At 38.7% G+C, this 14,351-nt stretch carries 14 protein-coding genes and 1 tRNA gene; 13 read left to right on the top strand and 2 right to left on the bottom strand.

Annotation, left to right across the window (positions count from 1 at the left end; genetic code table 11):
* The first annotated feature begins 2 nt into the window (after positions 1 to 2).
* From gyrA to CP368_RS03215, 12 genes are all read left to right on the top strand, one after another.
* Positions 3 to 2,486 carry a DNA gyrase subunit A gene (gene gyrA / locus CP368_RS03270; RefSeq protein WP_056945598.1) on the top strand — a complete coding sequence of 828 codons (2,484 nt, stop codon included), beginning with the start codon at positions 3 to 5 and terminating at the stop codon, positions 2,484 to 2,486.
* Positions 2,487 to 2,704: 218 nt separating this feature from the next.
* Positions 2,705 to 3,001, top strand: a complete 297-nt coding sequence (rpsF, locus tag CP368_RS03265; RefSeq protein ID WP_098036449.1) for a 30S ribosomal protein S6 — start codon at positions 2,705 to 2,707, stop codon at positions 2,999 to 3,001.
* 45 nt (positions 3,002 to 3,046) lie between these two features.
* A complete protein-coding gene (gene ssb, locus CP368_RS03260) occupies positions 3,047 to 3,568 on the top strand; it encodes a single-stranded DNA-binding protein (protein ID WP_087235765.1) in 522 nt (173 codons plus the stop codon).
* Between the two features lie 27 nt (positions 3,569 to 3,595).
* Positions 3,596 to 3,832, top strand: coding sequence for a 30S ribosomal protein S18 (gene rpsR / locus CP368_RS03255; RefSeq protein WP_003549366.1), 237 nt, complete (start codon positions 3,596 to 3,598; stop codon positions 3,830 to 3,832).
* Between the two features lie 135 nt (positions 3,833 to 3,967).
* A complete protein-coding gene (locus CP368_RS03250) occupies positions 3,968 to 5,989 on the top strand; it encodes a DHH family phosphoesterase (protein WP_098036448.1) in 2,022 nt (673 codons plus the stop codon).
* Positions 5,990 to 6,000: 11 nt separating this feature from the next.
* The gene (rplI, locus tag CP368_RS03245) at positions 6,001 to 6,456 is read left to right on the top strand and encodes a 50S ribosomal protein L9 (RefSeq protein WP_087363427.1); all 456 of its coding nucleotides are present in this window, start codon (positions 6,001 to 6,003) and stop codon (positions 6,454 to 6,456) included.
* A gap of 31 nt (positions 6,457 to 6,487) precedes the next feature.
* Positions 6,488 to 7,882: a replicative DNA helicase gene (gene dnaB / locus CP368_RS03240; protein ID WP_087176507.1), complete on the top strand. Its 1,395-nt coding sequence runs from the start codon at positions 6,488 to 6,490 to the stop codon at positions 7,880 to 7,882.
* 225 nt (positions 7,883 to 8,107) lie between these two features.
* Positions 8,108 to 9,055 (top strand): phosphate/phosphite/phosphonate ABC transporter substrate-binding protein, encoded by a 948-nt coding sequence (locus CP368_RS03235; RefSeq protein ID WP_013436851.1) that lies wholly within the window; start codon positions 8,108 to 8,110, stop codon positions 9,053 to 9,055.
* Positions 9,056 to 9,159: 104 nt separating this feature from the next.
* On the top strand, positions 9,160 to 10,089 hold the full coding sequence (locus CP368_RS03230) for a DegV family protein (RefSeq protein WP_098045751.1): 930 nt from the start codon (positions 9,160 to 9,162) through the stop codon (positions 10,087 to 10,089).
* A 117-nt stretch (positions 10,090 to 10,206) separates the two neighbouring features.
* Complete coding sequence (locus CP368_RS03225; protein WP_098045750.1) at positions 10,207 to 11,085, top strand: ROK family protein; 879 nt, start codon at positions 10,207 to 10,209, stop codon at positions 11,083 to 11,085.
* A gap of 152 nt (positions 11,086 to 11,237) precedes the next feature.
* Positions 11,238 to 11,408 carry a CsbD family protein gene (locus CP368_RS03220; protein WP_098043992.1) on the top strand — a complete coding sequence of 57 codons (171 nt, stop codon included), beginning with the start codon at positions 11,238 to 11,240 and terminating at the stop codon, positions 11,406 to 11,408.
* Between the two features lie 51 nt (positions 11,409 to 11,459).
* On the top strand, positions 11,460 to 11,720 hold the full coding sequence (locus CP368_RS03215) for a GlsB/YeaQ/YmgE family stress response membrane protein (protein WP_087176503.1): 261 nt from the start codon (positions 11,460 to 11,462) through the stop codon (positions 11,718 to 11,720).
* A gap of 61 nt (positions 11,721 to 11,781) precedes the next feature.
* Here the strand turns inward: CP368_RS03215 and CP368_RS03210 are convergent, their stop codons facing one another.
* Positions 11,782 to 13,011: a DUF2974 domain-containing protein gene (locus CP368_RS03210; RefSeq protein ID WP_098045749.1), complete on the bottom strand. Its 1,230-nt coding sequence runs from the start codon at positions 13,009 to 13,011 to the stop codon at positions 11,782 to 11,784.
* 83 nt (positions 13,012 to 13,094) lie between these two features.
* The gene (locus CP368_RS03205) at positions 13,095 to 13,799 is read right to left on the bottom strand and encodes an MgtC/SapB family protein (RefSeq protein ID WP_087176501.1); all 705 of its coding nucleotides are present in this window, start codon (positions 13,797 to 13,799) and stop codon (positions 13,095 to 13,097) included.
* 163 nt (positions 13,800 to 13,962) lie between these two features.
* Here CP368_RS03205 and CP368_RS03200 point away from each other — a divergent pair.
* Positions 13,963 to 14,035, top strand: a tRNA-Thr gene (locus tag CP368_RS03200).
* The last annotated feature ends 316 nt before the right edge of the window (positions 14,036 to 14,351 follow it).

The raw sequence follows: 14,351 nt of genomic DNA, 5'->3' as shown, positions 1-14,351 counted from the left end.
AGATGGACGATAATCAAACTCAAGATCGTAGAATTAGAAACGTCGATTTAACTAGCATGATGCGTAGTTCATTCCTGGACTATGCAATGTCAGTTATTGTAGCTCGTGCTTTGCCTGATGTTCGCGATGGTTTGAAGCCTGTACAGCGTCGTATTCTTTATGGAATGAGCGAATTAGGTGTTACGCCTGATAAGCCATACAAGAAAAGTGCCAGAATTGTTGGGGAAGTTATGGGTAAATTCCACCCACACGGTGACTCATCAATTTATTTAGCTATGGCGCACATGGCACAAGACTTTTCATACCGTTACATGTTAGTTGATGGTCACGGTAACTTCGGTTCTGTTGATGGAGACGAACCAGCCGCAATGCGTTATACCGAAGCAAGAATGAGCAAAATCGCTGTTGAAATGCTTCGTGATATCAATAAAAACACAATCGACTGGCAAAGAAACTATGATGATACTGAAAATGAACCAGTAGTATTGCCAGCTAGAATTCCTAACTTGTTAGTTAACGGTGCTAACGGTATTGCTGTTGGTATGACAACTAATATCCCACCTCATAACTTGAGCGAAGTAATTAGTGGTTTGCACATGTTGATGAAAAATCCTGATGCCACTACTAAGGATTTGATGAAGGTTATTCCAGGCCCTGATTTCCCAACTGGTGGAATTATTATGGGTCGCGGTGGAATTTATCGTGCTTATGAAACTGGTAAGGGCAACATCGTTGTACGTGCCAAAACGAATATCGAAACAGAAAAGAGTGGCCGTGAAAGAATTATTGTTAGCGAAATTCCTTTCATGGTTAATAAGGCTGAATTAGTTAAGAAGATTGCTGACTTAGCACGTGAAAAGATCATCGATGGAATTACTGGTGTTCGTGATGAATCTGACCAGACTGGTATGCGAATTACTATTGATATTCGTAGGGATGCCAGTGCCAGTGTTGTTTTGAATAATTTGTTCAAACAAACTCAAATGCAGGCTAACTTCGGCATGAACATGGTTGCCATTGTTGATGGTGCACCACACTTCTTAACTTTGAAGCAAATGTTGCAATATTACTTGGACCACCAAGAAGATGTTGTAACTCGTAGAACCAAGTTCGAATTAGCTAAGGCTGAGGCTAGAGCCCATATTCTTGAAGGGTTGCGAATTGCTCTAGATAATATTGATGAAATTGTTCATATTATCCGTAACAGTCAATCAAGTGATATCGCTAAGGCAACTTTAATTAGTCGCTTCGGTCTTGATGATAAGCAATCTCAAGCAATTTTGGATATGCGTCTTGTACGTTTAACAGGCTTGGAACGAGATAAGGTTGAGGCCGAATATAGAGAGTTGCAAGCTAAGATTGCCGATTACAAAGATATTTTGGCTAAGCCTGAACGGATCGATAAGATTATTTATGATGAATTATTAGATATCCAAAAGCGCTTTGGTGATAAGCGTAGAACCGAAATTGGTGCTAGCGAAGTTGTTTCAATTGAAGATGAAGATTTAATTGAAAAACAAAATATTCTTTTGACTGTAACTCACAATGGTTACATCAAGAGAATGCCAATTCAAGAATTTAAGACCCAAAACCGTGGTGGTAAAGGTATTAAGGGTATGGGTGTTCAAGATGGTGACTTTATCGAACACTTAATTTACTCAAGTACACATGACATGCTTTTGTTCTTTACTAATGCGGGTAAAGTTTACTCAAAGAAGGCATATGAAATTCCAGAATATGGTCGTATGGCCAAGGGATTGCCAGTAGTTAACTTGCTCCAATTAGAGAAGGGCGAAAAGGTTCAAACAGTTATCAACATTCCTGAAAATGCGGATGATAACTACTTGTTCTTTATCACCAAGATGGGAACAGTTAAGCGTACCCACGTTAGCGAATTTTCTAACATTAGAAACAGTGGTTTGATTGCCCTTACTCTCCGTGATGGGGATGAATTGAGCAACGTTTTGACCACTGATGGCAACCAAAACATTTTGATCGGTACTCACTCGGGTTATGCCGTTACCTTCAAGGAAAGCGACGTTCGTGCTATGGGTAGAACTGCTGCGGGTGTACGCGGAATTAACTTACGTGATCATGATTATGTAGTTGGTTCTGGTGTATTAGGTGCAGACGACCAGGTATTAGTCATTTCTGAAAAAGGCTACGGTAAACGTACTCCAGCTGCAGAATATCCAGTTAAGGGCCGTGGTGGTAAAGGTATCAAGACTGCTAATATCACTGAAAAGAATGGCCTACTTGCTGGCGTAATCGTTATTAGTAAGGGCAAGGACATCATGGTTATCACTACTGATGGTATTATGATCCGCTTTAAGACAAAGGATGTTTCTCAAACTGGACGTAGTACTATGGGTGTTCGCTTGATTAAAGTTAACGACGATAGTCAAGTCGCAAGTTTGACCATTGTTCCATCTGAAGCTGATCAAGATCAAGTTGATGATGAAGATGACAATGACGATAATGAGTAATTAATTAAAAAATCAAAAAATTTGAAGTTTTAAAAAAATTATCAAACTTTTTTGCGTAATAAATAATGAACAGTAAAAAACTATTTAGGATCACGTGAAAAACTGTTTGGTAATTTTTTATTTATATGCTAGAATTAGAAATTGCGAGTAATATTTCAATTACTCCTTGTTCTTGATTTTAGCAAGAACCATATAGTCCAAAAGGAGGTGCATTAGTCATGGCAACTACAAAGTACGAAGTAACTTACATTATCAAGCCTGATGTTGATGAAGAATCAAAGAAGGCCCTCGTAGAAAACTACGACAAGGTTATCGCTGATAACGGTGGTACTATGGTAGAATCCAAAGACTGGGGCAAGCGTCGTTTCGCATATGAAATTGATAAGTATCGTGAAGGTACTTACCACATTATGACTTTCACTGCTGACAACGCTGACGCAGTTAACGAATTTAGCCGTTTGTCAAAGATTGACAGCGCTATCTTACGTTCAATGACCGTTAAGTTAGACAAGTAATTTTAATTTATTGTTTTCGTGATTTAGGAAAGGAAGGACATAAGTATGATTAATAGAGTTGTACTTGTTGGCCGTTTAACACGTGATCCTGAATTGCGTACTACTGGGAGTGGAATCTCGGTTGCTACGTTTACTCTTGCTGTTGACCGTCAATTTACAAATAGCCAAGGTGAGAGGGGCGCGGACTTTATCAGCTGTGTAATTTGGAGAAAATCTGCAGAAAACTTCTGTAACTTTACTTCAAAGGGTTCATTAGTTGGTATTGATGGCCGTATTCAAACCAGAAGTTATGACAATAAAGATGGGCAAAGAGTATATGTAACTGAAGTTGTTGTTGATAACTTCGCATTGCTCGAATCACGCAAGGATCGTGAGGCCCGCGGTCAAAATGGTGGTTATACACCAAATACTGGAAATGCTGGTGCTCCAAGCACTAACAACTTCCAAAATAATGGTGGATCACAAAATACTACTCAGAATACTAATAATCAATCAAACAACGCTCAAGATCCATTCGCAGGATCTGGCGATCCGATTGATATTTCTGATGATGATCTTCCATTCTAAAAATATTTAAAGAAAGGATTCTAGAACATGGCTCAACAAAGAAGAGGCGGCCGTCGTCGTCGTAAGGTTGACTACATTGCAGCTAACCACATCGATTACGTTGACTACAAGGATGTCGATCTGTTGAAACGTTTTATCTCAGAAAGAGGTAAGATTTTACCACGTCGTGTTACTGGCACTAGTGCTAAGAACCAACGTAAAGTTGCAAATGCTATTAAGAGAGCTCGTATCATGGGCTTGTTACCATTTGTTGCTGAAGACTAATTAAAATTAGATCGAATACAAACCAAAAGGACAGGATTATTTCCTGCCCTTTTTTAGTGCCATTTTTTCATTCATAACGCGTAATAATGTATAATTGATACTGATATATTTTACCTTGTAATAGGAAGGATCTTCATGAAAGATTTTTTACGTAAGCTTGAATTGCCTGAATTTATTAAAGATTCGCGATTAACAGCTTCCGTAGTAATCATTTTAGTACTTTCTTTAGTGGGAAGTATTATTGCGATGATTATGAGTCCATTATTTGGTTTAGCAATGGTGCTAATTTTTATTATGTCTGTTGCTTTTGCCATTTATGGAACCTACATTTTGGCAGGTAAGGCAACTAATTTTGCCGTTAATCTGTCTTACCGAATAAAACGTAGTGAGCAAGAAGCCATGATCAAGATGCCACTCGGTATTTTGCTCTATGATTCTGATCATCAGATTCAATGGGTGAATCCTTATTTGCAATTGTATCTTAAAGATACGGATTTAGTAGGTCACACAATTGAAGCTGTAGATCCAGATCTGAATAAATTGTTGAATGAAGCGATTGAAGCTAAAACCTCAGAAAACCATATAGTTAATTGGGATGGACACCGTTTTGAAATGGTGGTCCAAGATGATTTGGGCGTAATTTATCTGCTAGATATTACGCGTTATGCAAAAATCGAAGATAAGTATGAAGCTGAGCGTCTGGCTATTGGACAGATCTTTATTGATAATTATGATGAGTTAAGCGAAACAATGCATGATCAGGAACTGACCAGCATGAGTTCATATGTACAAAACACGTTAAGTAATTATGCTAAGAAGTTTAAGGCATATTTAAAGCGGATCGATGAAGATCACTTTTTACTGCTAGTACATATGCAAGATTTAGCTGAGATGGAAAAGGATAAGTTCTCTGTCTTAGATAAAGTACGACAAGAAACTAGCCGTAACAACACTCCGCTTACCTTGTCAGTCGGGATTGCCTTCGGCTCCGATTCACTCTCTGAAATTGCCAACCAGGCACAATCTAATCTTGATTTAGCCTTAGGTCGAGGCGGGGATCAAGTTGTGCTTCGTCAACCGGGCAAGGATGCACGCTTTTATGGTGGTAAATCCAACCCAATGGAGAAGCGAACTAGAGTCAGAGCTAGAATGGTCTCTCAAGCAATTAGTGAACTATTCAAAGATGCGGACCGTGTTTTCGTCGTTGGACATCAGCGTCCAGACATGGACTCAGTTGGTAGTGGTATTGGTGTCGTAAAGTTGGCTCGCCTTCATGGCGTAAAAGCTAATTTTGTTTTAGATACTAATAAAACAAATTATGACGTAGGGCGCTTAGTGATCAGAATGCAACAGAAGAATCAGGATAAAGATATTTTTATCAGTCCTGAGGAGGCTCTAGCTGAAGCAACTGATAAATCAATGTTGGTTATGGTTGATCACTCTAAGTATTCAATTACTTATTCTCAAGCCTTGTATGATCGTTTGAAGAATAGAATTATCGTAATTGATCACCATAGACGTGGTGAAGAGTTCCCAGAGAATCCAATGCTTACCTATGTTGAACCATATGCTTCTTCAGCCTGTGAGTTGGTTACTGAAATGATCGAGTATCAACAGCCAGCGCAAGGCAAGCAAGTTTTAACAGATCTAGAAGCAACTGCAATGCTTGCCGGTATCGTAGTTGATTCTAAAGAATTCTCGCTTAGAACGGGGACTCGAACCTTTGATGCCGCAAGTTACTTGCGGTCAATCGGCGCTGATTCAGCTGTGGTAAGTTCACTGCTCAAGGAAGATATTGATAGTTTCCTTGAGAGAACACATTTGGTTGCTACATTGAAGATGGTAAAGCCGCATATGGCTGTTTTGTGTGGACCTGATGATAAGATTATCGATCCAATTATCACGGCTCAAGCAGCTGATACGGCACTTGATTTGGAAAATGTGGGTGCTAGTTTTGCCATTACTCGGCGCACTCCAGACACTATCGGTATTTCTGCACGTTCAATGGGTAAGATTAATGTGCAGATTATTATGGAAAAGCTGGGCGGTGGCGGCCATCTTTCTAATGCGGCTACTCAGATTAAAGGTGTTACTATTGAAGAAGCAAGAGCAAAATTGCTTCAAGCAATTGATGAATACGAAAAGGAAAATGAATAAAGGAGAACAAAATGAAGGTTATTTTTACACAAGACGTTAGAGGTCGTGGCAAGCGTGGACAAGTTAAGGAAGTTCCAGATGGATATGCACAAAACTATTTAATCAAGCGTGGCTTGGCTAAGGCAGCTACCAAGGGTAACATGAATACCTTAAAGCGTGTAGAAGCTAACGAAAAGGCTGCTTACGAAGCTGAAAAGGCAGAAGCTAAAAAGATTAAGGCAGAGCTTGAAAAAGACGATACAATCGTTAACTTCAAGTCAAAGGCTGGTACAGATTCACGTTTGTTTGGTTCAATTTCAAGCAAGAAGATTGTAGAAGGCCTTGAAAAGCAATATGGTATCAAGGTTGATAAGCGCAAGTTGAACTTGCCAGAACCAATCAAGACTTTAGGTTACACTAATGTTCACGCTAAGTTGTTCAAGGGTGTTGAAGCTACTATTCGTGTACACGTTACTGAACAAGACTAATTTTATTTTTGATAAAAAGTGGTTGTGATTGATGGATAATATTGTTTCTCAACAAATTCCACACGACTCAGATGCCGAAAAGGCTGTTCTGGGCGCGATTTTTATTGATCCAGAAGCAATTGCTGATGCGAGTGCGGTAGTTCAACCGGAAGATTTTTATGAAAGAGCAAATCAGATCATCTATCAAGCGATGCTGGATTTGTCAGATCGCGGGGATGCAATTGATCCGCTGACTCTTCAAGATGAACTAAATAAGAGAAATCAGCTAGATGACATTGGTGGGATTAGTTATGTTTCAGAATTAGCACTGGCAACGCCTACCGCCGCGCACGTTACTTACTATGCGCAAATTGTGCACCGAAAGGCGTTATTGCGCAGACTGATTTCTGCTAGTCAAAAGATTATTTCTAACGCAATTGATGGTTCAGATGATGTAACTGATATTCTTGATGACGCGGAAAGCGAAATTATGAATGTCTCATCAGAAAATAATAGTGGTGGTTTCAGAACAATCAAAGAAATCGTTAATTCCACTATTAAGGATATTAATAATATCCCTGATGACGGCAACATGGTTACAGGATTGCCAACAGGATTCGCTGAGCTGGATAAGATGACGACTGGTTTTCATGATGATGAATTGATCATTATCGCTGCAAGGCCTGGTGTAGGTAAGACGTCATTTGCATTGAATGTGGCACAGTTTGTGGGGCTGCATACGGATAAAACCGTGGCGATGTTTTCTCTAGAAATGAGTGGAGAACAGTTAGTTCAAAGAATGTTAGCATCCTTAGGACTAATAGATTCTCAGCATTTAAGAACAGGTCAGCTGGATGAAGAAGAATGGCGCAAGTTAGTAATTGCGTCAGGCTCGCTTGCTAACACGGATATTTTTATCGATGATACTCCGGGTATTAAAATGAGTGAAATCCGTGCAAAAGCCAGAAGATTAGCCAAAGAAAAAGGTAATCTGGGGCTAATTGTAATCGACTACCTGCAGCTGATTGAAGGTCCACGTAGTGAATCACGGCAACAAGAAGTTTCCGCAATCTCACGTCAATTGAAAAAGCTGGCTAAGGAACTTCACGTGCCCGTTATTGCCCTTTCCCAGTTATCACGGTCGGTTGAGCAGAGGCAGGATAAACGGCCTGTATTGTCCGATATTCGTGAATCTGGGTCAATTGAACAGGATGCCGATATTGTATCTTTCTTATATCGTGATGACTATTACCGCGATGAACCCGAAGATAATGAAAATAGCGGTAGCAGTAGTGAAGTCGGAGCAGAAGACGATAACGGTGAAGTTGAAGTAATTATTGAAAAGAACCGTTCAGGTAGTCGTGGGACTGTTAAATTAATGTTCTCGAAGCCATATAACCGCTTCTCGAACCTGGATTATGCTCATGATGATCCTGATGGCAATTAAGCACATGTTAAAAGCATGTGCTTTTTTATTTATTAAGAATATTCAAAATCCGAATATTAAATGATGAACGTTGATATCACAGCAAATATAAAATAAATATCAGAACAATGGCCATAAATATAAATAATATAATTCGTATTTTATATTGAAATCTAGCATTTTTTCTGTTATACCTATTTATGTGATGAAACCTATTAATTAATTTTTTGGAGGAATTTCAGGTTTATGAAGTTTAAAAAAGTATTAGTTGGAGCTTTAGCAGTTTTAGCTACTGTTTCACTTGCGGCATGTTCGAACAATCAAAAGAGTAGTTCATCTTCATCAAATGAACCAAAAGAATTGAATGTCGAATTCGTACCAAGTACTCAAGCTAACAAGATGGAAGCTAAGGCCAAACCACTTGGAACGCTTTTACAAAAGCAATTGCATATTCCAGTTCACGTAACAGTTTCTACAGACTACAGTGGTTTGGTTGAAGCTATGTCATCTAAGAAAGTTGACGTTGGTTTCATGCCACCATATTCTTACATCCTTGCTCATAAACGCGGAATTGCGGACGTACTTTTACAAGCTGAACGTTACGGCTATGATGAACCATCTGGTAAGATGAACCACACTTTGATGCACAAATACCGCGGTATGATCGTGGTTAAGAAGGGTTCTAAAATCAAGTCATGGAAGGACCTTAAAGGTAAAAAGATTGCTATCGGTGATCCAAGTTCTTCATCCGGTTACGTTTACCCAGTTGCAGAACTTTACAAGAAGGGCTTAAATGTTACTAAGGAATGTAAGCTTGTTAACATCAAAGGTGATGATCAAGAAGTTCTTTCAGTATTGAACGGTGACGTTGATGCTGCATTCGTCTTCTCAGATGCACGTAACATCGCAGCTCAAGACGATAAGAAGGCAATGACTGACGTTGTGCCAATCTACTTCACTAAGTGGATTCCTAACGACACCATCGCAGTTAGAAAAGACATGCCTAAGAAGTTTAGAGCTAAACTTTCTAAGGCATTCAAGAACATTGCTAAGTCTAAGAAGGGTAAGCAAATCATTGAAAGTATTTACAACCATTATGGCTATGTAAGTGCCAAAGACTCAGACTTCGATGGCTTGCGTCAATACCAAAAGATTGTTAACAAAGCTACTGGCGGCAGTAGTAATAATAACTAAAGTTGATTATTAAAAAGACCTGCTTTTTTAAAAGCAGGTTATTTTTTTGCTAAAAGCCATCTGAAATCGGTTAAAATATAAGTAACAATCAAAGGAGAAAGATTATGAAAATTGCTGTTTTAACCGATAGCTCAGCTTACTTAACTAAAGAGCAACAAGAAAAGTATCATATCGATGTTTTGCCAATTCCAATTATGTGGGGCGATAAGACTTACCGTGATATGATCGATATTGGCTATGAAGAATTTTATAAAAAATTGGCTGATGAAAGTGAATTACCTTCAACTTCACAGCCATCAATCGGTAATTTACAAAAGAAGATTGATGAATATGTCCAAGAGGGCTACACCGATGTGATTGTAATTACCTTATCTAGTGGTATTTCAAGCTACTATTCTACTGTGCATAGTATCGCTGAAGCCGAAACTAGAATTAAGGTCCATCCTTTTGATAGCAAAATTACGTGTGCTGGTGAGGCAGATTATGCTATCCTTGCAGGACGCCTTGTCGCAGCCGGAGCAGGCGTTGATTTAATCATGCATGATTTAACTGACTTACAGAAAACAATGGATGTGCGCTTTATGGTGGACGATTTAAGCCACTTGAAGCGTACGGGCCGTCTTTCTAATGCAGCTAGTTTTGTAGGTGCTTTATTAAAAATCAAGCCGATTCTTTCAATGGATGTGCAAGCTGAAGGACACATTTCCGCAATTGCTAAAGAACGTCAAACCAAGCGGGCTTATAAGCATATCCAAACAGATTTTGATAATTTAACTAAGAATATGCCATATAAGATTCAATGCACGATTTTTGATTCGCTTGATCCAGATAAAAAAGCGGAGTGGGTCAAGGATTATCAAGCTAAGTTCCCTAAGTATGAATTCAATACTAGCATCATTGGCCCAGTCGTTGGAGTGCACGTTGGACAAGGAACTATGGCGATGATTTGGTGTCGTGATTTGGATGATTATTTTGATGAAAATGGTCAACCCATCAAAGGAATTGACTCAAAAGAAGTCGTAGATAATGCGTAAGTAAAGAAATTTAATTACATATGCATGAAAGCCTTTACACATAAGGGCTTTTTTCTTTATAATAGGTGCAGCACAAAACTATTTGGAGATAAAAATTTTTACGAAAAGGATGAGAATATGTCAGATAAGAAATATGTCGGCAGTATTGAAGCCGGTGGTACTAAATTTATCGTAGCAGTACAAGATGTTGAAACTGGTAAGGAAGTCGCAAGAGACCGTATTCCTACTACCACCAATAAGGAAACCTTGGAAAAGACTGCAGAATTCTTTAAAAAGCACCCAGTTGATGCATTAGGCATTGGTACTTTTGGTCCAATTGATATTAATCCTAAGTCAAAAACTTATGGTTATATTTTGGATACGCCAAAGCCAGGTTGGTCAGGTACTAATGTTAAGGGCTTCTTTGAAAAAGAATTAGGTATTCCTGTAGTAATGACAACTGACGTTAATGCATCATGCTATGGTGAATATGTTGCGCGCGGCCGTGACGATTCTAAGAGTTACTTCTATGCAACTGTAGGTACTGGTGTGGGTGCCGGTATCGTTCAAGGTGGAAAGATGCTTGGGCTTAACAACCACCCTGAAATGGGACACATGCTTGTCCGTCGCTACCCAGGTGATGATTATGAAGGTCACTGTCCATTTCACAACGATGCTTGTGTAGAAGGGATGGCAGCTGGTCCAAGTCTTGAAGGCAGAACTGGTATCCCAGGTGAAAAGCTTTCTCGTGATAATAAGGTCTTCACTTATTCCGCATACTACATTGCACAAATGCTCTTTAACGTTTACATGACTGCTCGTCCAGATGTGATGATCGTGGGTGGTTCTGTATTAAACGAAGACGATTTGACTAAAGTAAGAAAGTTTTTTGACGAATTTAACAACAACTATGTAGCTACTCCAGATTTAAATGAATTAATTGTTCGTCCAGCTGTAGCTAACAATGGTTCAGCTACCTTAGGCGACTTTGAATTAGCTAAGAATTTGCTCAAGTAAAAAACGAAGCAAAAATAAATATGCAACAAAAAGGCTCAACTTGTTAAGAAAGACGTAAGGCGAGCCTTTTTTGACGTAATCGGATACAAATCAGTGTAATATTAAAAACATAGAAAACCTATCACATTATTTTCCCGAAAGGAGTCCTACCTATGAAAAAAACAGATAGTGGCTTAAAAGACAAGGTTATCGGAAAAGTGAAAGAGGTCGAAGGTAAAGTTACCGGCGACAAGGCTCGCGAAGTACAAGGAAAAGCTCAACAAGCTAAGGGTAAAATAAAGGAAAAGGCTAAAAAGTTAAAGGATGATCTTGAAGATCATTAAAATAGCAGTTTGTTTTATTAAACCTTACATGGAAAGAAAATAGGTGATCCTATGTTATATTGGATCTGGGTTTTAATAGTTGGTGCCATAATAGGACTAGCCGCTGGTTTCATAACTGGCAAAGGCGGGTCGATGGGCTTTATAGCTAATACGATAGCTGGGCTAGTTGGCTCAACTCTTGGACAAGCAATCTTTGGTGAATGGGGACCCCAAATGGCTGGCATGGCAATAGTGCCGTCCATATTGGGAGCAATAATATTGGTTGCTTTGGTTTCATTCATCATGAGTATTTTCAATCGACAAACTGAATAAAAACTTAATACTAAAAAAGGACATGCACTTGCATGTCCTTTTTGTTTCATGTGAAACTTTTTTACTTTAATTTTTTGTTTTCCGCATCTTTTTCAGTCTTGAATCTAGTTTTAATTTCTTCAGGCAAAATGCTTGGAACTGAAGTGTCATAGAATTCGTAAAAGATCGGCTTCTTATTTGAGTCGTTGCTTTTTGGATATAGAGCAAAATCTGTTTCAGAAAATGGTAAGCTAATGTTTCCGCAAATTGCGTTAATAATCTCGTTGATCATGTGCAAAATATATTTTCGTGTATCAGGGGTAAGCGACATAATTACGCGGCTAAAGCGAACAGTTCCCAGTAACTTATGAGCAGTTATTTGGAAGACGTCAGTAATATTCAATTCTTCAAATGATTGAAACATAGTGTCCCACAATTCGCCTCGTTGAATATCAGGAATTGTGTGATTGAAATCAATTAGAGAATGGCGCAAAGATCTGGCTCCAGAAGTAAGACCATCAGCTAAAACGAAACTATCGCGACCAACGCTCCAGCGGCGCGGATCGTGTTGCTGAACCATAGAAGCATTGCTTTTAGTAATTAAAACTCGCTCAGGGTGATCTAACATCGCTCCAATAATAGATCCTTCAGGTAGGTATGTCTTCATTTTAGGTAGGGCACGAACAAAGCCGGGAGAACGCCATACTTCACCAAAGAAGCCGGGACCATCAAAACTGATGGCTTTAATAATGCGATCCTGCAATTCAGGTTCAACGACACTTAGAGCATATTCTGCGTAGTTACCGCCCTTTGAATGACCAGTAAGATAAATTTTATCATTAGGAAATTCTTCGGCCATTTCTCTAAGATAATCGGTGGCGACATCTTGACCATAGATTTTAGGCATGTAATTCATAGTCATATCTTCATTCCAGCCAATGATAGAACTATCGGTGCCGCGATAAACAATGAGAATAGTATTGGCATTTAGACGAAAAGTAGCGGCAGTAAATTGCAACGGATAAGGATCTTTTTCTAAGCGATTGGTCCAATTTAGGATTTCAACGTTGCCTAGGCGTGGACTTTTAGGTAAAAGCCAAATTTGTGCGCCTGTCTCATCGTGCATTTGTACTTGAAAAGATGGGAGAACGCGCAGTTTTTCTGCAACTTCAGCTAAAGTATGCCCCTTAGCTGATTTGTCTACTGGTAAATAAATTAAAGAAGAAAATAAAGAGGCGTCAACGCTATTAAAAGGCTTTTCTTTGAAGGTTAAGTCACCGCGCCAGCGTAAATAATCAAGAGTGCCTGACATATATATGTCCTTTCTGTATTAATATTGATGTATTTTACAGGATCTTTCTTCAAAAGAAAATCTCAAGCAGAATTGCTCGAGATTTAGTTAAGTCCACCGCGTGTGTAACTAATTCGAGTAATATCAGGATACTTGCGCAGTGCCATCACAATGTTGTTTTCATTAATTTTATTATTGATAACGCCATCGACGTAGAATACAATTCTTTCATCGCTAACATCTAGAATTTTTATATTGATGTTTTCAACTTTGTTTTCCTCAAGTTCCTTTTTTATCTTAGATAAAATATGATGCTGGTTAATGGCTTCAATTTGGATATTAAAGCGAACATGAGGTGTGATCTTGCTGATGATCACATCATCGTGGAAGAGCATTTGAATCACAAAGAGAAGGGCTGTAGAAAGAATTCCAATGAAGTACATGCCAGCCCCGATAGCCATTCCGATAGCAGCAGTTGCCCAGACACCAGCCGCGGTGGTTAAACCAGAAATTTGTTCTTTTCTAACTAAAATTGTACCGGCACCAATGAAGGAAATGCCAGTAACGATTTGTGCGGCAATTCTGGAAGGATCAAGCGCAATATCGCGCATATTTAAAAGATCTGTAAATCCATACTTAGATACGATCATAAAGAGTGCAGAAGCAATTGCGACTACGATGTGTGTTCTGACTCCCGCGCTTTTTCGTTGAATAGCACGTTCATAACCAATAATCCCACCGCAAAAAGCAGCAACAATAATTCTAAGCAACCAATCTAATTCAGTTGGAATTGGTGCTAGAGTTTGCATAAAATCACTCCTTATTTCATTAAAACTACACATTCATTTTACCGTATAATCAGTGATTTGATAGTTTTGAAAACTTTTTTGAACTTTTTTGCAAAAAAGGCTTGCACAAGTCTAATTCATATGGTTTAATTAATACTGTTGTCGGGTGAGACAACGAAGAGTTGCTGACTTAGCTCAGTTGGCAGAGCACGTCACTAGTAATGATGAGGTCGGAGGTTCGAATCCTCTAGTCAGCATTATAAAGTTTCATTTAGATTGATTAACCTTGATTTATCAACGTTTTACGAAGATAAGTTAAGGTTAATTTTTTTGTATAAATGATTATTTGACACACAGTTTGGCACACGAAAATAGACTGTGTGACAGAAAAATTTTTTGAGGCAAAACAAAGGTTGATATGACGGGCTTTAAGCCCGTTTTTTTGTGTGCAGAGTACAATTTTATGATCAAAATGAAAATAATTGTTGATTTCGCTTGTAAGTTACACATATTAATATACGCGTGGTGCTAGTTAAATCGTTTTAGTTACTAAAAAAGTCCAATCTTGTTAGA

It is taken from the genome of Lactobacillus sp. UMNPBX17, from assembly GCF_002553735.1.
Taxonomy (GTDB): domain Bacteria; phylum Bacillota; class Bacilli; order Lactobacillales; family Lactobacillaceae; genus Lactobacillus; species Lactobacillus gallinarum.
Note: the sequence above shows the minus strand (reverse complement) of the source record. Positions and strands in the feature narration are given on the sequence as shown.